This window comes from Prosthecobacter sp. GW821-HT29F12 (assembly GCF_058803405.1).
The window spans coordinates 7,489,774-7,509,033 of record NZ_CM179517.1 but is presented as its reverse complement, the minus strand read 5'-3'; the positions used below and the strand labels follow the sequence as shown (position 1 = coordinate 7,509,033).

General features: G+C 60.1%; 12 protein-coding genes. 3 read left to right on the top strand and 9 right to left on the bottom strand.

Annotated elements, in window-relative coordinates; translation table 11 throughout:
• Positions 1-369 precede the first annotated feature (369 nt).
• Positions 370-3,114, top strand: coding sequence for a hypothetical protein (locus AC3RLQ_RS30840; RefSeq protein ID WP_493032866.1), 2,745 nt, complete (start codon positions 370-372; stop codon positions 3,112-3,114).
• 219 nt (positions 3,115-3,333) lie between these two features.
• On the opposite strand, the gene AC3RLQ_RS30835 is transcribed toward AC3RLQ_RS30840, so the two are convergent.
• From AC3RLQ_RS30835 to AC3RLQ_RS30795, 9 genes are all read right to left on the bottom strand, one after another.
• Positions 3,334-5,658: a tetratricopeptide repeat protein gene (locus AC3RLQ_RS30835; protein ID WP_493032864.1), complete on the bottom strand. Its 2,325-nt coding sequence runs from the start codon at positions 5,656-5,658 to the stop codon at positions 3,334-3,336.
• A gap of 168 nt (positions 5,659-5,826) precedes the next feature.
• Positions 5,827-10,020 (bottom strand): coiled-coil domain-containing protein, encoded by a 4,194-nt coding sequence (locus AC3RLQ_RS30830; protein WP_493032862.1) that lies wholly within the window; start codon positions 10,018-10,020, stop codon positions 5,827-5,829.
• 12 nt (positions 10,021-10,032) lie between these two features.
• The gene (locus AC3RLQ_RS30825) at positions 10,033-12,066 is read right to left on the bottom strand and encodes a vWA domain-containing protein (RefSeq protein WP_493032860.1); all 2,034 of its coding nucleotides are present in this window, start codon (positions 12,064-12,066) and stop codon (positions 10,033-10,035) included.
• A 14-nt stretch (positions 12,067-12,080) separates the two neighbouring features.
• Positions 12,081-13,031: a DUF58 domain-containing protein gene (locus AC3RLQ_RS30820; protein ID WP_493032858.1), complete on the bottom strand. Its 951-nt coding sequence runs from the start codon at positions 13,029-13,031 to the stop codon at positions 12,081-12,083.
• A 428-nt stretch (positions 13,032-13,459) separates the two neighbouring features.
• The gene (locus AC3RLQ_RS30815) at positions 13,460-14,317 is read right to left on the bottom strand and encodes an IS3 family transposase (protein WP_493038741.1); all 858 of its coding nucleotides are present in this window, start codon (positions 14,315-14,317) and stop codon (positions 13,460-13,462) included.
• A gap of 8 nt (positions 14,318-14,325) precedes the next feature.
• Entirely contained in the window at positions 14,326-14,694 is a 369-nt protein-coding gene (locus AC3RLQ_RS30810; protein WP_493030056.1) for a transposase, read from the bottom strand.
• 296 nt (positions 14,695-14,990) lie between these two features.
• Entirely contained in the window at positions 14,991-16,007 is a 1,017-nt protein-coding gene (locus AC3RLQ_RS30805; protein ID WP_493032856.1) for an AAA family ATPase, read from the bottom strand.
• A 196-nt stretch (positions 16,008-16,203) separates the two neighbouring features.
• Positions 16,204-16,581: a hypothetical protein gene (locus AC3RLQ_RS30800; RefSeq protein WP_397383688.1), complete on the bottom strand. Its 378-nt coding sequence runs from the start codon at positions 16,579-16,581 to the stop codon at positions 16,204-16,206.
• A 25-nt stretch (positions 16,582-16,606) separates the two neighbouring features.
• Positions 16,607-17,071: a cupin domain-containing protein gene (locus tag AC3RLQ_RS30795; RefSeq protein WP_493032854.1), complete on the bottom strand. Its 465-nt coding sequence runs from the start codon at positions 17,069-17,071 to the stop codon at positions 16,607-16,609.
• Between the two features lie 80 nt (positions 17,072-17,151).
• On the opposite strand from AC3RLQ_RS30795, the gene AC3RLQ_RS30790 reads away from it, so the two are divergent.
• Both AC3RLQ_RS30790 and AC3RLQ_RS30785 read left to right on the top strand, forming a co-directional pair.
• A complete protein-coding gene (locus AC3RLQ_RS30790) occupies positions 17,152-18,354 on the top strand; it encodes a serine hydrolase domain-containing protein (protein ID WP_493032852.1) in 1,203 nt (400 codons plus the stop codon).
• Between the two features lie 32 nt (positions 18,355-18,386).
• Positions 18,387-19,199 (top strand): CE1 family esterase, encoded by an 813-nt coding sequence (locus AC3RLQ_RS30785; protein ID WP_493032850.1) that lies wholly within the window; start codon positions 18,387-18,389, stop codon positions 19,197-19,199.
• Positions 19,200-19,260: the final 61 nt, after the last annotated feature.

The following is a 19,260-nucleotide window of genomic DNA, read 5'->3' as shown; positions in this document are numbered from 1 at the left end:
TACGTATTGTAGTCCCGGCTTCAGCCGGTCTTGATCTGAGTACGTAGTTCGGGCTTCAGCCCGTCCGGATCTGAGTTCGGGGTTCGCTCCGCGTCATTCCAGCAGCCCATCCGGTCAAGGCCAACTCAAGCCCATCGCATGTATTGTAGTCCCGGCATTCTTGTCCTTCGTAGCCTCGGCGCAGAAGGAAGCCGGTTCCGGTAATTCGTGTCCTCCGTCTCGCCCTTCGTCGCGTTAGCGAAGAAGAAAACTCGAAGAGCGAAGAAGGAAGCCCGCCCGCTCCACCCTTTTCTGATCCGTCCCTAGCATCTAGCAGCCTCGGCGAAGAAGGCTCGACACCACTCCCCCGCATCCATTAACCTCACCGGCATGTCGTTCCACGTCCGCAGCCTCCACCTGCTTCTCATCCTCGCCTGCACCATGGCTCTGGGCGCAGAAAAGCCCGAGATGCACACCCGCATCTTCCAAATCCCGCCCGACTTCCTCTCCTGCGAGATTCCACCGGATGGTGCCCCCCCCAAAGCCACTGCCGATCCCTTCTCCGATGCCAATCCCGCAGCACCGGCGCCCGTTTCTCTTCTCAAAACCGCCAGACAAATCCTCGAAGCCGTCGGCATCCCTTTTCCCGAGGGCGCTAGCGCAGCATTCAGTCCAGTCACCAGCCTCCTCACCGTCACCAACACCGCACCAAATCTCGAGCTCGTCGAAACCTACATTTTATCCATCTCCCACCAATCGCCAGCCACCATCGCCTGCACCCTCACCGTCATCGAAGCTCCTGGAGATCTCATCCGTCAGGCCAGTGCCGCCTCTTCGCGCACAACCAACGCCGCCCCAGAGTTCACCAAGCTCCTCAGCCTCGTAAAAAATCCCGACTCCAACGTCCGCATCGTCGGAGACGCCTTTCTCGAAACCAAGTCCGGCACTCGCGCCACCACCGAAGCCGTGTGCGAACACACCTATGCCTCCGATCTCACCATGGACGCGAAAAGCCGCGCCTCCGTCACCCAGGAAACGCGCCAGATCGGCCTGTTGCTGGAATGGGAGCCGACTCTCGGCGCGGATGGCACGACCATCGAGTCCTCCGTTTCGATTAAATTGCATCCCGCACCGCCCACTTCGCGCCAGGTCAGCATCACGGAACCGGCCAGCGGTGGCACCGCTGAATTTCCTGCCACCGACATCCCCACGGCCCATTTCATCACCGGCTTCACCAGCACCCCCGGCTGCACCAAGTTCCTCGGCATCGCCAAACCTGTCGGCACCTCCAAACAAGACGCCGACATTCTCTGGGCCGCATTTGTCACCACCAACGTACGCCGGATGGAATGCCTGCCCTTTTCCAAACCAGCCCCTCAGCCTCAAGTCGCTCAGGTACCCGCAGGCATGAGTGCCGCCGCATTCAATGTGCCCGACGACTTGTTTGAATCCTTCATCGAGGAATCCCAACCTCCCCAGGCAATGGTCAAGCAACCCGTGCCGCTGCAAACGTGGTTCGAATCAAACGGCATCACTCCAGTCAAAGGGGCCATGGCAGAACACACCCACAATGTTCTGACCCTCATCAACACCCCCGACAACATCGAACGCATCGCCAGCCTCACCGACGAATGCCTCCGCAGATCTCGCAAGACGGCCGCATTCACCCTCCATACCCTTCAAGCACCCGCCCACTTCCTGCGTGAACTGACACACCAGATCACCGCCTCAGCGGATGATACCGCCATGCTGGCCGCCGTGGAAGCCGCCGTCGCTCGTGGAGAGGCCACCTTCATCGACTCCCTCTTCCTCGAAACCAGATCCGGCACCCGCGCCATGCATGAATCCGTGCGCGAACACACCTATCTCTCCTCCTTTGGCACCAATGCCAAAGGCCAGCCTCATCTCGCTTTCGCGATGCGTCCTGTCGGCTCCATCCTCGAAATCGAACCCACCTTCGGCAGCGATGGACACACAGTGGAAATCACCTTGAACCACGTGCTGCATTCCGCCGCTCCCGAAGCACGTCGCGAACACTTTCGCGATCCTTCATCGAACAAGCCCTTCGACATTCCCGTCATCGACTTTCACGCCGCCAAGACCACCACCGGCATCACGATGATCAAAGGTGGCACCAAGCTCATCTCACTCAACCGTCCCACGGGCCGTGGCGATGCCGACGTCCTGTGGGCCACGTTTCTGAAATGCGATCTCGTCACGCAGGTTCCAAAGTCCCGCCAAGCCCCCGCTGAAAAGAAAAAGAAACCACCACTCGACCCCAAAGCCTGGAACACCCGGATGTATCACGTCCCCCCAGATTTCCTCTCCACAAGCAGCGGAGGAGAGCTGACCACGGTCAAAGAAAGACAGGAACACTTAAAATCTCGTCTCACATCGAAGATGATTCTCGAAGCCTGTGGCATTCCCTTCCCCGAAGGAGCCACCGCCTCATACAATCCCGCCACATCGATAATGTTTGTCAGAAACACCAACGAGAACCTCACCTTGGTGGATGCCTACGTTGAATCCATTAGTAGACTCGCCCCCAAGACCGTCGTGTTAACCGCCCACGTGCTCCAAGGCCCCGGCCCCCTGTTGCGTCGTCTCACATCGCAAGCCGTCAGCAAGAGCGATCACCGCATCGAACTCGATGAAGCCCTTGCCGCCGCAAAAGCTGGCAACGTCCAGCATCTCAACACCGCACGCATCGAGACCAAGTCCGGCACTCGCGCCACTTCAGAGCAGGCCATCGAGTACACCGCCGTCACCGATGTGACCATGAACGAAAAGGGCGAACCCACGTTCAAGCAGCAGATGCGTGAAGTCGGCCTCAACATCGAATTCGAACCCACTGTAAGCGCAGACGGCATGTTGGTGGAGCCCAACATCACCTTCGAATTCCACACCGCTCCTCCCCTCGAACATCGCGAACACATCATCGACAACCAGGGCCGCCGCCTCGAATTCCCCCTCACCGATTACTTCACCTCCAAGACCACCACCGGCATCACCCTCCCCGACGGCACCACCCGCCTCCTCTCCCTCGACAAACCCACCGGCAAACCCGAGTTCGAAAAAGACGACATCCTCCAGGCCATCTTCATCACCTGCGACCTCCTCCGCGCAGGCGAGTAGCCCAGTTGCGCCGCAACTGGACTCCGATCAGCCCCTCTGAGTTCGTAGTTCGGGCTTTAGCCCGTCTGGTCAAGGCATCGTCAAAATCTTTGCCATCAAAGCTCCCAGCAGTCATCCGGCAACGACCCTCCATCATCTTTGCTCCTTCTTGCGCCCCTCCTGTCCTTCGTAGCTCGGAGAACGAAGAACGGATTGCGGCCACCTCTCCGGCCTCTCCCCTCACTCCTCAAACTCCGTGTAATGCCTCCTTCGCGGCGGCTCCGTCACCATCGCCTTCTGCTTCCAGAACGTGGCCAGATGCAGATCCTTCTCACAGCCCACGCCTTCCAGATAGCATTGAGAAAGGCTCTTCATCGCCTCCACCACGCCCTCCTCAGCCGCAGCCTTGATCGCCGCAAAACCCGTTCGGCGCTCCTTCGTCGTCTGCCCATGATTCAGCAGCACCATGCCAGCCAGATTCTTGGCAGGCGGAAATTTCTCCACCGCTCGTGAGAGCGTGTCATACACATCCTGCCACAGCGCCGGATCATGCTCCGCTTTGCGCCACAGCAGATGCGCCGCCAGGTACGCCTCCAGCGGATGCTTGGACCGGCTCATAAACGCCAGCACCAGCGCCCCCGCCTTCTCGATGTCCTGCGGCACGCCTTGTCCCTGAAACAGCGCCTCCGCATAGTAGAACCGCGCATCACGCCTCTTCCCCTCCTCAAAGGCCTTCTGGTAAAGCGCCACGCTGCGTGCCGCACTCCGCTGGCAGCCATAACCCGCCGCATACAGGTGCCCTTCCAGCAGCATCGCAGACACACTGCCGTGTTCGGCAAACTGGTGCACCTGCTCCGCCCACGCCGCATCCAGCCACTTGCCACTCATGAACAACTGCCGCGCCATGCGATCACACAGCTTGTCCGCAAACGGCTGCCAGAAAGTATCCTGTGGAAATTCATACATCGCGTTCATCAGCACCGTCAGCGCCGGCTTGAAGTCCTCCGTCGCCTCCAGCCCCCGCATCTGCTCCAGAATCTCCAGCCGCGCCTCATCCACCTGCTCCTCATGCGTGAAAGCCGGCTTCAGCTCGCGCAACGACGCAGCACTCACAAACTGCTCCTTCGTCGGCAGCAGCTCCGTCACCTCAATGCGGTCACTCGCATCCGTGACCCTCCAGTGGTCCGCCACATCGCGCTGCACCGAGCACACAAGCACACCCTTCCCCCGCGCAATGCGCTCACCACGCTGCACTTCAAATTGAAACGGCTGCGTCACCTTGATCACATCAAACGTCTCCAGCTCCGCCTGTGCTCCCGCCACCACGCTGATGCGCCGCAACGGCCAGCGGTCCCGCATTTCCTCCTCCTGGCGCAGCAGCACCTCCATCGGCGGATGATCCAGCGTGAAAAACTTCCCCTGCCCCGCCGCCACATGCTCCAGCAGCCTGGCCACGGACACCTCGTTCCAAGAGCGCACATACGCAGCCACACGGTCCAGCGCCCCCTGCTTGGCTGAAAGCTTCTCCACAGCACGCTTGTCTCCCGCCACCCGCGCCTTTTCAAAAGCAGCCAGCGCCAGCTTCATGTCAGGCTTTGTGCCGTTGCCATACTCGTAGCGCTCCCCCAGCGGCATCCAGGCCGAAGTCTCCCCGAGTTTCGCCGCCAGTTGCAGCTGCTTGAAAGCCACCTCCGTGTAGCGCGCCGGATTCTCCTCATCATCCACCACAGTCACAAAATCACGCAGCGCCTCGCGCCGTCCGCCCTCGACCGCCCTCTGCAGCAGCACCGCCACTTCCTCTCCAAACTTCCCCGAATCCCGCAGTGCCAGCGCCAGTTGATGCATCGCCGCTATATCCCCCTTCTCCGCCAGCGGCATCAGCATCGGCGCAGCCAATTGCGGAGCCCCTACACGAATGAGGTCCTCGCACGCCCACACCGTCGTCTCCGGCGAAAGAGCGGGAGCAACCACCGGCGGCAGCACCACCTCGGGTTTCGCCGCAGAGAGCTGATCCAGATGATGCGGCCAGTAAACGATGCCCGCGATCATCGCTCCGCAGAGAAGCAATCCCCCCAGCACCAGCTTGGAAGACTCCTTGTCCTCCTCATCAGCCGGCAGCGGCGTTTCCACCATCGCTTCCACCGTCTGAGTTGGCGGCGCGACAGCCTGAGTCGGCATGGGCACCTCGATTTCCGGCGGCGGACCAGCCTCTAAAATCACCTCCCCCACCCGCTGTCCGGCGCGTGGCTTCAAGGTGATCGGCCTCAGCAAATACTCCCGTCGGCTGGGTCGAGGCCCAGCAGCCCCCCCTTCAACTCCAGCATTAGGCTCCGCCGTGACCCCCTCTTCCAACGGCACCTCCGCTTCCCCCTCAGCGAGATCCACATCAAACATCTCCCCGCCAATCCCAAACTTGAACGGCACATTCACTTCCAGCTCGCTCGAAATCACGCCATTCACCGAGAACAGCGCCGCCGCATACACTCCAATGATTTGAAACGTCCGCTCTCCAGTCCGGTACAGCACGCAATGCCTTGGCAGGATGCCCACTCCTTCAAACGTCACATCACAGTCCGGTCCGCAGCCAAGCGTCAGAGACGTGTGCAGCGGACACGAAATCCGATGCTCGCCGTCTAGATTACTCAATGTCAAAACCACCAGGGGCATCCATGCAGTATGCTAAACAACGGTTTAGCGTCGAGTCAGCATTGCATAAAAGAACCTAGGATATCCTTACTTTCCAGCACCCAGTTCCTGATAGTAACGCTTCACCAGATCTCGGAACTCAGCCGGCACCGGATCACGATCCACCGGCGCCAGATTCTTCCCCGCATCCTTTTTCGAAAGCTCCTCCACCACTCGATCCCGCAGCTCCATCAGAGGCTGCGTGATGCGCGTATTCAGGTTGGCGACCTGCGGTGCCTCATTGCTCCGTTTGAGTTCAATGCGCAGCGCACGCGCGCGATCCTGCACCTTCGCCGCCTCGTTGCGCAGTTCCGGGTTGTTGAGAAGCTCCTCCACATTGCGCAGCCGGTCGCTCCATTGCTCGTAGCCACTTCCAGTAAAGACCCCGCTGTCAGGCTGCTCCTTGCTGTCGTCAAAGAACAGCGCCTCAGGCACAGCCCCCCCAGTGATCTGCGGACGCCGGCGGTCATTGTCCGAATCACGATCTCCCGTGATGCCAAGCCCCATGTTGGAATCCGCCGTCTGCGTCTGTGCCTGCCCCCTGCCTTGACCACGGCCTTGATTCTTCCCTTTGCCAGGTTGTTGTCCCTGACCAGGTTGCTGCCCTTCACCCGGTTGCTGCCCATTCTCCGCCGTCTGCGGTTCGCCCTGGCCTTGGCCCATCCCCTTGCCTTGCCCATCTTTCCCAGGCTGCTGACCTTCCTTGCCCGGTTGCTGCCCGGGTTGATTCCCCTTGGGCTGCTGCGCTGAAGCCTGCTGCCCCTGGCCTTCTCCTTGGCCATCAGGATTGGGCTGCTGTCCGCCTTGCCCCTTCTCGCCGGGTTGCATTCCTTGTCCCGGCTTCTGCCCGTTCTCAGCAGTCTGCTCACCTTGGGCCTCGCCTTGGCCTGCTTTGCCATCCTTGCCTTGTCCAGGCTTCGGCTCCCCTTCGCCAGGCTTCTGACCTGCGCCAGCCATCTTCGGATCCTGCGGCTCGCCTTGGCCATTCTTGCCTTCACCTTCTTTGCCCGGCTGCTGACCTTCCCCGGCCATCTTCGGTTCCTTCCCCTGACCTTGGCCATCCTTGCCCGGCTCCTTGCCTTGCCCATCTTTTCCAGGCTGCTCGCCAGCCCCCGGCTTCTCACCTTTCTCAGCAGTTTGGCCATCCTTGGGCTGCCCGTCTTTCCCCGGCTTCCCCTCTCCCGCTTTGGCCCCCTTCTCGGCAGCATTCGGCTCCCCGGCATCCGCAGTTTTTTGTCCTTCCTTACCTTTTTGCCCTTCGCCCGCAGCCTCCTGCTCCTGCGCCTCCTTGATTAGCTTATCGAGTTCATTCTTCGCCACGCGCAAAGCCTCGCTCTCACTGCCCAGCACGCTCTCAGCCGCCTTCTCCACGCCCTTCCTCAGCTCCTCCACCGCATTGGCCGCTTTGCGCTCCGCATCCTTGGCTTCCGCTTGCGATCCATACCGCAGCTGATCCCGTGTCTCCTTCAAATTCTCTTCCAGCCCGCTCGTCTGCGCCTTGCGCACAGCGTCGTAAAGATTGCGGTGCAGCAGCGGTTCGCTCTCCTCCGCCTGCTCGCTGAGCTGTCGCATGCTGTTGAGCAGCTTTTCCACCTTCTCCTGCTGCTCCGCCACCTGCCGGCTCTGCGCCGCATTCTGCATGTTCTGCTCGATGTCAGTCCCGGCCTCCTTCTGATTCTCCAGCGCCTCGCTGATCTTCTTCTCGTTCTCCGCCGCATCACGCGCCTGCTGGCGGATCTGCTTCACCTCCTCGGCAAATTTCTTCGAAGTCTTCTGCCGGAAATCCTCCTGCATCTTTTCCAGCTCACGCTGCGCACGCGTGGCGGAGTTCGCAGCATCCGCCAGCTTCTCATCCTTCAGCTGCTCCGCCGCCTCACTCACCTTCTCACGCGTCTGCTCCAGCTGCTCCTTCGCCTCCGCCATGTTCTGCGCGTTCTCCGGCTTCTCCATGCGCTCCTTGAGATCATCCAGATCACTCAGCAGCTGCTCCTGCTCCGCCTGCAAACGCTTGAGCTGGTTGTCCAGCTCCTGCTTCTCCTCCTCCGTCTTCGCATTGGCAATCTGGTTCTGCAGCTCTTTGATCTTTTCCGCCAGCGCCTCCTGCCGCCGCGCCAGTTCCTTCAGCCGGTTCAGCACCTGCAGGTTCTCCTGCTGCTCCGCCGTCTGCTCCTCCGTGGCGGCCTTCTCTTCTTCGTAGCGCTGCTCCTTCTGCTTCAGCTCCAGATCCATGATCTGGTTCTTGTTCGCCTGCTGCTGGCCCTGCGAGGGCTTGTCCTGCCGCATCACCTGGTGCTCACGGCTCTGCGCACGGTGCAGCCATTCCAGCGCCGTTTGTTCAAAAGTCAGCGCTTGATTCAGCGGCGAACGCTTCTTCTCCGCCGACGCCTGCTGCAGCGGCCCCTGCGCATCCTTGAGACTCTTCCACGCCTCCGTCAGCGACTGCTTCACTTCCGCATCCTCCACTTCTTCCATCGCCTCTTTGACCTTCTCCATCGCAATTCCCACCGACTGATGCACCACATCAATGTCCGGCGTCGCAGCCTCAATCACCCGCCCCGCGTTGGTATCACGAATGATCTTCCACGTCGCGTTGACGATCTGCTTCACCAGATCCACCAGCTTGTCACTCTGCGCCTTGCCGGGGGGGGCCGGCGCTGCCTCCATCTCACGGAAAATGTCTTCGTAATGTCGCACGTCGGCAAAGAACATCTCGCTCATGCTCCGCCGCACCTCCCCCTTCGGCCCCGTGTCCTCCGCCCATAGATAATAACTCACCAGCTGTCGCGGCTCGGCGTGCTCCTTCTCCAGCGCCAGCTCCGTCTTCACCTCCTGCTTCTTCAGCGGCGCAGTCACCGGATGCTTGAAAATGATCTCCTTGCTGTTGCCGTTGATGCTGAAGACCGCCCCAGATTTCGTGACCCCAAGATCATCCGAGACCTGCGCCTCCACCGGCAGTTCCTGAATGCTCGACACCTGCAGATCTCTCTTCGGAAACACCATCTCGATCTTCGCCAGCTGATTCGCCTGCACCGTCACCGTAAACCACGGCGGATTTTTGTTCCCGCGCTCCGCTTCATCCACCAGATGCAGCCGATACTTCTGCGTCTTCTCCGCCATCAGCGACCCCTCAAGCACCATGGCATCCTCCACCGAGGGCGTCAGTGCAATCACACTCTTGTCCTCTCCAAAAAGCTCCGCCGCCGTCAGATGCGGTGCAAACGGAGACACCTCTTTCCGCGCAGGTGCGCCCGACTCACCCGCGGCGATCAGCGGCTTGTTCACCTTGATCTTCCATACAATTTTCGAGCCCTCCAGCGCCGTCACCTTTCGCGTGTTCTTCGTCTCCTTGGCAGCCAGCTTCGTGTACTCCGGCGGCGTGACAATGACATCGCTGCCGACCAGCGCAGGAAAATCAAACACGGTCAGCGTATGCACCTGCGATTTCTGATCCGCAAACTCCACGTGGTATTTCGCATCACGCTCCACCTTGTTGATCATGCCGCCAAACACCTGCTCATCCACCGTCAGGCGCATCGGCAGACGCTCCCGTTCCTTCCCATCCGCCTCGCTCACCACCAGCGTCGCATCCGCAGGCACCGGCCCATTGAAACGCGCTTCGATGATGAGCCGTGAACCGCGTTCCAGCTCCGCATCCCCCGGAGTCAGCGTCGCTTGAAATTCCGTCGGCTTGGCCTCTTCCTCCGTTTGAGTTTTGACAATCTCCGCCTTGCTGCTGCGGCGTGATTGCAGCCGCAACGCCACATCCGTGGCCAGAAAAGCGATGATGGCAATCACCGCGCCCACCGCCGCACGAGTGTAAGGCTTGTTGGCCACCGTGACCGGCCAGTTCTGCGTGGCGGCATGCGCCAGCGCACGATCAATGAGCCGTTCATGCAGGAAACCGGCAGGCTTCTCAGCCTCCGGTTCGTGCTCGATGGCCGTCAGCAGCAATGCGTTCAACGAAGGATGCTTTTGCTCAATGACACGGGCGATGTCACGATCACTCCAAATGTTACGCCGCCCTTGGATCCAGGCAATCAGCCCCAGCACGATGAGCCCCAGCATCGACCAGCGATCAAGCCTCTTCGAAACAGGAAATCCATTCAGCGTCGCCAGCAGCAAGCCGCCCCTCACCACAACCCCCAGCGCGAACACAACAGCGAGATGACGCATGAGCCGCGCGAGACGCAGCGCCTCACGAACTTCAACAATGCGAGCTTCGAGGATGGTGCGTGCGATCATAAGTGGAGAGAATTACGCCGTTTGAAGAGTCGTCTGTCGGGCGCGCCCCGCAACCCACGTTTCGAGCAGGAGAACGGCCAGGAGGATAAGGAGAATATACCACCACGACTGCTGCCGCTGCTCCGTGTCAGTCGCCGTGAGCCGCTCGTCCGTGGTTTCACCGGCGGCACTACTATCACCACCGCTGGAAAGCTTGATCCCATATTCCGCCAGCTTCTGCGGAGCCAGCGGCAGCACACGCCCTTCATCCGGCGGGAGATTGACGGCCAGAATCTGCATATGGCTGGCGCTTTGCACCTTGTAGAGTCCGATCCCCGTCGTGGTGAATCTCTCGCCCGCCTCGAGGCTGTGCGTCTTGCCTTCCGGCTCCGTGATGGTGTACGCGGAAGCGGAATCAAGCGGCAGGTCTTCACCCACCAGCAGCGTCGCCGCTGGATCATGGCTGAAACCCGCCGCCGCCAGCCAGCCATACAGCAGCGGCACAAACTTCGTGCTGAGCGCCAGCTGGCTGTCACTCGGCTGCCAGCCTGAAGCCAGGACAATGAGCGTCCCCTTCCCAATGCGGGCGCTGAGAATCGCAGGCCGACCGTTGTCAAAGCTGGCCAGAGTTTCCAGCTTGTTGCCCGCATCTTGAATCCCGATCTCCCGGTGCTTCCAAAACCGCAGCTTGGTAAAGTCGCGCAGCTTCGGATCACCAAAGGGCTTGAGCAGCGGATGCTCCGTTTTGACATCCGCCAGCATCCGGTAGTCGTCATTGCCATCCCCGTCCTTGACGGTGATGCCAGGAATCCCAGTGAGCGTTTGAAGCAGGATTGCATCGGCAGAAGAAGAGGCGACCTCCACCAGAAACCCGCCCGCACTGACAAAGTCGCGCAAGGCGACATGCGTCCCGGCAGGCGGCGTGCTGCCCGAGATGACAAGCACGTCCGGCTTCTGCGCCGACATCGCCTTCCCCGCCGTGAGCACCGGCGCCAGCGTGGCCGTGGGTTGCAGCGCTCGTGCCAGATAATACAGCGGCGCAGCAGCCTCATCCCGCGTGGCCTCATCGCCCAGAAAGTGAATCCGCACCGCACGCGGCTGCGGCGGGGCGATGAACAGTCGGTTGTCGAAATCGTATTTGTCGCCCGTGAGAGTCAGCGTCGTCGCGCGATTCGTGGAATTCGGCGGTGCGTTGAGGATGCGCGAAGCTCCCGGCGGGATCTGTGCTGTGATGCTGTCCGTCAGCGGGCCTTTTTCCCACGCCAGCGTGAAGTCGCGCAAAGCCGAGTCACGCGTGTTGCTCAAACGCACACGAATGAGCGCGTCCGCATTCCCCTCCTCATCGCGCGCAGCCAGAGCCACAGCAAAATTATCATTCGTCACCGGATCAAGCCGATGCACATGGAGCGTGAGCTCGGCAGGCCAGGCAATCGTCCGCAACGCATCAAGGTGCGTCCCCTCCTGCAAATCCGTGATGAGATGAATGCGCTTCTTCAACTTCGCCGTGCTGGCATCAAACGACGGCACCGCAGCGATCAGCGCACGATCCAGCTGCGTGCCGCTCCACGTCGGCGCCAGCGCAGCCAGTCGGCTTTGCAGTGCCGCACTGCGATTCGCCGGCGTGTTGCGATCTTCTTCAAAACTCCACACCTGCGTGAGCTCGCGGTCAAACACCGCCAGCGCGATCCGGTCCGTAACCTTCGCCGCCTTAAAAAGCCTCTCCGCTTCAGCCAGACCCCGCTTCCACAAATCATCCCGCCGCATCGAAGCACTTCGGTCCAGCAGGATCAGCGTCGCCTGATCCGCCGATGAGGCAGTGGCACTTTCACTCTGCAAAAACGGCCGCGCAAACATCAGCGCGAGAAGGATCAGAGCGAGACACCGCAGCAACAGCAGCAGCCAGTTCTCCAGCCGCCTCTTGCTCACCGGCACCGGCGTGCTCGCATCCAGAAACATCAACGTGCTGAACTCCACCCGGTCCTGCGGCGGCCTGCGTCGCAGGTGCAACAAGATCGGCGCGATGATCGCAGCGGCACCAGCGAGGTAGAGTGGAAAGAGCCAGGACATTGGGAAAGGACGAGCTAGTTGGCGATGCGTGCCGCTGAGGATTTGGAAGCCTTCTTCCTCTGCCGCGCACTCAAAAAGTTAAACAGCACCTCTTCCAACGGCTGATCCGTCGGACAAAAATGGTATTCAACATTATGGCGGTCCGCCGCCAACTGAATCGTATCACGATGCGCCTGCAGCCGCTTCAGGTAATTCTCCCGCACCAGCTGCGGATCAATGAACCGCTCCGCCCCAGTCTCCGCGTCCCGAAAGTGCGCCGACTTCTCAAACGTGAAATCAATCTCCGCCCGGTCCATCAGGTGAAACAGCACCAGGTCATGCCCCATCGCACTCAGCAGCGCCAGTTGCTTCTCCAGATGCTCCACCGGCGCCAGCAGATCCGTGATCAAACAAATCATCCCACGCTTCCGCAGCAGATCCGCCAGCTGCCCCACCGACAGTGCCAGCGACGTCCCCGCTGCCTTCGCCGGCCTCTCCAGCTCCGTGATGATCCGTCGCAGATGCCCCGGCCGATTGCGTGGCGGCAGATGCTCCTCAATCCCCTCCGCAAAAGTCGTCAGCCCAGCTGCATCCCCCTGCTTCATCAAAAACGACGCCAGCGTCGCAGCCAGCGTCGCCGCATAATCCGCCTTCGTATATCCCAGCGATCCAAACCCCATCGACTTGCTGTGATCAATCACCAGCTGACACCGCAGGTTCGTCTCATCCTCAAACTTCTTGATATAAGTCCGGTCACTCCGTGCCAGCACCTTCCAGTCAATGTACCGCGGATCATCCCCCTGCACGTAAGCCCGGTACTCCGAGAACTCCACCGAGAACCCATGATACGGACTCCGATGCATCCCCTTCCAAAGCCCCTCCACCACCACCTTCGCCCTTAGCTCAAGCGACTTGATCCGCATCAGCGCGGCAGGATCGAGGAAGGATGCCTGTGAAGAGCGGGAGGATGTTGGAGCAGTATTCACAGCAGTATTATTTTAACAATCAGGCTAGCCAACGAGCACCAAATATTCGTGAATCAACACGATCACAAATACGCCAAAACTGATCAATCCAAGGGTTGATATTGCTTTTGAGGAAGCTCCTAACGCCACAGCACTCAGGATAACTGTGACTAAATCTTGCCGACAAACCACCCAAGGATGAATTTTGACTGAACTGACCCGAATTCCCAGCCATAAGATGATGGAGAATCCCAGACTCAGTATGGCAACAAAGTTGGGAATGTATGGAAGTTTTCGGCGCAGATTCATCTGGAATGTTCTTTCACCCCTTCACATGCGTCCAGTTGCACAGCAGCACGCTCGGCTCCGCCACACACCAACCCCAACGGGGTTGCGGAATATAGCCCAGGGTTGATCTTTCTTCGATAATGCAGACACTCAAAATAGGGTTAGTTGAGTTGGATGATTTTTTCGAAGTTGGCAGGTGATTGGAAGCCGAGGGAACTGTGGAGGCGAGTGGTGTTGTAGAAGGTTTCGATGTAGTCGAAAACCATGAGATGGGCCTGGGCACGGGTGGCGGGTATCATTGAACCAAAGCACTCGGCTTTGAGGGTGGCCCAGAACGATTCCATGGCGGCGTTGTCGTAGCAGTTGCCTTTGCGGCTCATGCTCTGGGTGATCTGGCAGAGGTCGAGACGCTGGCGAAAGGCGGCGCTGGTGTACTGGCAGCCGCGGTCGCTGTGGTGGAGCAGATCTGGCAGCGCGGCGGCGGGCCGTGCTTGAAGGGCACGGTCAAGGGCCTGGGTGGTCAGTTCGGTGGCGAGGCTGTCGTGGGTGCTCCAGCCGATGATGCGGCGGCTGCAGAGGTCGAGCTCGGCAGCCAGGTAGAGGAAGCCTTCGCCAGTGGGCAGATAGGTGATGTCAGTGAGCCAGACTTCATTGAGGCGGGTGACTGCGGGGTGCTTGAGCAGATGATTGGGCGACACCGGAGAGGCTTTGTCGGCCACGGTGGTGCGAGGCACGAAGCGGCGTTTTTGCTGCACATAAAGGCCCTGCTGGCGCATGAGCCGGGCGATGCGGTTTTTGCCGTGGCGTGCCCCTGCATGGCGCAGGGCGTGCATGATGCGCGGGCTGCCGTAGGTGCGGCGGCTCGCGTCGAAGGCGGCGCTGATCTGGCCGCCGAGCGTGGCGTCCTGACGGCGACGCTGACGCTGGTTCTTGTGCTGGTGGGCATAGTAACCGGCGGGGCTGATGGCCAGGGTGTGGCAGGCTTCACGAATGTTCATGGCAGGTCGGTGCAGGCGCAGCTGGTCGATCAGTGCGTAGCGTTCGGCGGATCCTGGGCAACGATGGCCAAGGCTTTTTTTAAAATGTCACGCTGACGAATGACGGCGTCGAGTTCACGGCGCATGTCGGCGAGTTGCACGGCGAGCTCCACGGTGCTGGCTGCGCCTGCGCTCGTCCCTGCGGCGCTGCGCGCCTGGGGGCTCGCTACGGCGCAGCCAGCACCGTAAATCTCCTTCCAGTCGCGCAGGTTCCATTGCGAGACGCCCAGCTCGCGGGCGAGCTGGGTGGCAGAGCGCCCCTGCTGCAGCAGCGCGACAGCATCGCGTTTGAACTGCTCTTCATACTGACGTCGCTTCGCTTTGACCTGGGGCGTTTGATGTGTTGCGGATCTGTTCATGCTTTGTGGGAGTTTACCCCTCTTTTCGTGTCTGCATAAACGAAGGAAGGTCAGGTCAGCCGAGCCTAGGCGAGGCGACCCTGGGTATCGATACATACGACCGGAAAGCAAACCCAGCACTCCACCGAACCCAGCAGCCACCAGCAGCGTCTGCAAAGAGCTCCGCCACGCATTCGCTCCGCGATGACACATCACTCCAAAACCACCCAGCCCCCGGATGACCGCCGTTCTGAACTGAGTGCTCTTCATAGTAGTCATGGGAGTGCGTAAGGTATCATCATTCGTCATTCCTTTGCCTAGACCTTCACGTGCTCCAGCAGCTTCCCTATCACCTTCTCCACCGTCACCCCCTCCGCCTCCGCCTTGTAATTCACCAGAATACGATGCCTAAACACCGGCAGCGCCATCGCCCGAATATCTTCCACCGTCACATGCGTCCGGTTATGTAAAAGAACCCGCGTCTTCGCCCCCAGCACCAGATTCTGACTCGCACGTGTCCCCGCTCCCCAGCTCACCCACTGATTCACAAAATCAGGCACGCCCTCTCTTCCAGGCCTCGAAGCCGCCGAAAGCCGCACCGCATACCGCGCCACGTCTTCCGCAATCGGCACCTTCCGCACCACCTTCTGAAACGCCAGCAGTTCCTCCCCGCTGAACAGCCTCTGCACCGGCTCGCCTTTTCCAGACGTCGTCTTCGTCACCACCGCCACCTCATCATCCTCGCTCAGATAATCGATCACGATGTTCAGCATGAATCGGTCAAGCTGCGCCTCCGGCAGCGGATACGTCCCCTCCTGCTCAATCGGATTCTGCGTCGCCAGCACAAAGAACGGTTCCGGCAGATGCATCGTCTTCCCATTCACCGTCACCTGATGCTCCTGCATCGCCTCAAGCAGCGAAGCCTGCGTCTTCGGCGGCGTGCGGTTGATTTCATCAGCCAGAATCATGTTCGCAAACACCGGCCCGCGACTGAACACCAGCTTCCGCCCATCCGGGCTGTCCTCCAAAATCTCCGTTCCCGTAATATCTGAAGGCATCAAATCCGGCGTGAACTGAATCCGCTGGAAGCTCAGATGGCACACATCCGCCACCGTCTTGATGAGCAGCGTCTTCGCCAGCCCCGGCGCCCCCGTGATCAAACAATGCCCCCCGCTCAGCAGCGCGATCAGCATCTCATCAATCACATGCAACTGCCCCACAATCACCTTCCCCACCTCCGCAAACAGCCTCTGGCGGGCGGTGGAGAGCAGTTCGACAATCTGACGTTCAGTGAGTGGGGCGGAGGACGGCGGAAGGTCGGAAGGAGCGCTCATGGAGTGTGTGTTGTATCAAACAGCGCCCACGATGCCAAGTTTTCATCCACCACGCAGGAACCCAAGATTGATCGTCCGAGTGCGCGACAGCGTCCTCGGAGTGCGGCGCTTCAGCGCCGCTTTCGAGCGTCCCTACCCATTCTTCCTTCTCAACAACCCCACGCCACTCACGCCTCGTCATCCAGCATCCAGCCCCCTACTTCGACCACGCCGGCTCCGGCTCCCACGTCTTCTCGCCGTGGCCCACACCAATCAGCTCCGCCTCCTCCTCTTCCTCCGTCTGCTCCAGCAAAGGTGCAAACCTCTCCGATCGGAATCCCAATTCCTGCTTCACGCTCGAATGCGGATCATCCGGATTATTAAGCTCCTTCAGCAGCAGCAGCAGGTCAAACTCCGCCCCCGCCAGCTTGATCTCCGCATCATCATTCACCACAAACTGCGGATTCGAGCGCCCCGCACGCAGCGCGCGCACGGTATAAATCTCATCCTTCTTGGGCAATGACTTGTACAGATCAAAGACCCACGGATCGAATTGATCATCAATGCAGACAACTTGCTGGCCGGTTTTAAACATGCAGGTAAAACGAAAAAGGGAGAGATTACGGGTGTACAAAATGAATGCCATGCTCGCCGGCAATCGCAACGAGACGCTCCATATCCGGAGCACCCGGTTTGGCAAATTCCTCCGCACAGCGGTCAAAGAAAGTCTCAAAGCCGGACGGCACCGTGGTGATCAGCATTTTCAGCAGCGTGCTGCCCGCATTGCGAAACGCATGCACCACGCCCTTAGGCATGAACACCGCTGTTCCCGGCGGCACCGCCGTCCACTGCCCGTCTTGGAAAAACTCCACGCTGCCCTCGATCACATAAAAGTTCTCATCCTCCCGCGTGTGGTAGTGCGGCGGCGGTCCGCCCCCGGGATGCGTGGTCTCAATCCACTGGGTAAAACGACCACCCGTCTGCTCCCCGGTGATCACAAACTCGACTTCATCTCCAAAAACAGACATAGCCCGCCCCTGTCCGGGCGGAGTGATCACAGGAATGGCAACGCTGGCTGAACTCATGCCCGCGATCGTAGCATACCCCGTGCAGCAGGCAAGGCATTGACATACCCCACCGATTCCGACGTACACTGCACCTAACCATGAGAATATTCCGCCTCTCCGCCTGCCTGCTGCTTTCGCTGTCACTCCCTCTCTTCGCCGAGGTGAAACCAGCCGCAAAATCCATTCGTGAAAGCATGGAGTCCTTCGTCAAAGAGGGCACCCTCTCCGGCGCCGTGACGCTTTTTTCCCACAACGGCAAGATCGTCAGCGAAGAGGCCGTCGGCTTGCGCGACATCGCTTCAAAGTCACCCATGACCAAGGACAGCCTCTTCTGGATCGCCTCCATGACCAAACCCATGACTTCGCTGGCAGTCATGATGCTGCAGGACGAAGGCAAGCTCAGCATTGAGGACCCCGTCATGAAGCACCTGCCCGAGTTCAAAGGCCAGATGCTCCTCAAGGAAAAAACCAAGGACCAAACCGTGCTCGTCAAACCAGCACGCCCTATCACCATCAAAGACCTCCTCACACACACCAGCGGCCTCGTCAGCAATTCGCCGCTCGACGGCACCGCTCTCGACGTCCTCACCTTGAAGGAAGCCGTGATCACCTACGCACTCTCTCCATTGCAATTCGAACCCGGCTCCAAATGGTCCTACTGCAATCCCGGCATCAACACCCTCGGCCGCATCATCGAAGTCGTCAGCGGCCAGGACTACGCAAAGTTCATGGAAAGCCGTCTCTTCCACCCCCTCGGCATGCACGACACCACCTTCTGGCCGAGCCCGAAGCAGCTCGCACGTCTGGCCACCAGCTACCAGCCCGCAGCAGACGGCAAAGGCCTGGAGCCCACCACCATCCGCTATCTCACCGCACCCTACTCCAACAAAAAACGCTCCCCTCTGGCCGCTGGCGGACTCTTCTCCACCGCCGCAGATCTCCTCAAATTCTACACCATGGTGCTCAACGGCGGCGAAGCCGGCGGCAAGCGCTACATTTCCGAAAAATCGCTCCAGCAGATGACCACAAATCAAACCGGCGATCTCAAGGCCAGCTTCACCGAAGGCATGGGCATGGGTCTAGGCTTCCACATCGTGCACCAGCCCACCGGCGTCACCGCCATGCTCAGTCCCGGAACCTTCGGCCACGGCGGCGCTCACGGCACCCAGGGCTGGATCGATCCCGTGACCAAATCCATTTACATCCTCCTTATCCAACGCGCCGGATTAAAGAACGGCGACGCCTCCCCCATGCGCCAGGCCTTCCAGGAAGCCGCAGCAGCAACTTTGCCCAAACCCTGAGGTTTGAAGCCAGCACTTCCACCTCTCCGCCCATGATTCGCCATCTCTGTTTCCTGCTCGCCCTGCTGGCCGTCGTCGCCACCTGCCAGGCTCAAATTCAACTTCCAGACGGCGTCCAAAAGCTCGATCTCACCGTCGATGGCGTCGCACGCAGCGGCTTCGTTTACACCCCTGTCACCGCCAAGGAAACGCCTGCCCCTGTCGTCTTCGTCTGGCACGGCCACGGCGGCACCGCAGTGAATGCAGCCCGCAGCTTCGCCATGTACCAACACATGCCCGAAGCCATCTCAGTCTATCTCCAAGGCCTCAACACCCCCGGCCAGCTCACCGACCCCGAAGGCAAAAAGCCCGGCTGGCAGCACGCCGCAGGCGCACAGGAAGATCGCGATCTCAAACTCTTTGATGCCACGATCGCGTACCTCAAAGATCACTACAAAGTCGACACCAAGCGCATCTTCTCCACCGGCCACTCCAACGGCGGCGGCTTCACCTACCTCCTCTGGCAGACCCGCCCGGACGTCCTCTGCGCCATCGCCCCATCCGCCGCAGCGTCCATCCGCCTCAAAGACACTCCCTTCAAACCCAAGCCCTGCATGCACCTCGCCGGCACCGCAGATCCCCTCGTCAAATACGCCTGGCAGGAGCTCGCCATGACCAAGGTCAAAGAGATCAATCAATGCTCACCCGAAGGCACTCCCTGGGCCAAAGACTGCACCCTCTACCCCTCCAAAGTCGGTGCCCCATTCATCGCCTTCATCCAGCAAGGCGGCACCCACAAGTTCCCCCCAGAAGCCCCACCCCTCATCGCCAAATTCTTCAAAGAACAATCCGCCGCCATCAAATAACGGCCCCTCCGGGAAAGTACGACAGGCACTCCTGCCTGTCGACCAGCGCTCCGCCACACCC

Excerpts from the sequence above, each read along its gene's own strand:
- AC3RLQ_RS30830 (WP_493032862.1), bottom strand. The coding sequence starts at position 10,020 with ATGATCGCACGCACCATCCTCGAAGCTCGCATTGTTGAAGTTCGTGAG.
- AC3RLQ_RS30795 (WP_493032854.1), bottom strand. The coding sequence starts at position 17,071 with ATGAGTTCAGCCAGCGTTGCCATTCCTGTGATCACTCCGCCCGGACAG.
- AC3RLQ_RS30825 (WP_493032860.1), bottom strand. The coding sequence starts at position 12,066 with ATGTCCTGGCTCTTTCCACTCTACCTCGCTGGTGCCGCTGCGATCATC.
- AC3RLQ_RS30840 (WP_493032866.1), top strand. The coding sequence starts at position 370 with ATGTCGTTCCACGTCCGCAGCCTCCACCTGCTTCTCATCCTCGCCTGC.
- AC3RLQ_RS30785 (WP_493032850.1), top strand. The coding sequence starts at position 18,387 with ATGATTCGCCATCTCTGTTTCCTGCTCGCCCTGCTGGCCGTCGTCGCC.
- AC3RLQ_RS30810 (WP_493030056.1), bottom strand. The coding sequence starts at position 14,694 with ATGAACAGATCCGCAACACATCAAACGCCCCAGGTCAAAGCGAAGCGA.
- AC3RLQ_RS30800 (WP_397383688.1), bottom strand. The coding sequence starts at position 16,581 with ATGTTTAAAACCGGCCAGCAAGTTGTCTGCATTGATGATCAATTCGAT.
- AC3RLQ_RS30805 (WP_493032856.1), bottom strand. The coding sequence starts at position 16,007 with ATGAGCGCTCCTTCCGACCTTCCGCCGTCCTCCGCCCCACTCACTGAA.
- AC3RLQ_RS30790 (WP_493032852.1), top strand. The coding sequence starts at position 17,152 with ATGAGAATATTCCGCCTCTCCGCCTGCCTGCTGCTTTCGCTGTCACTC.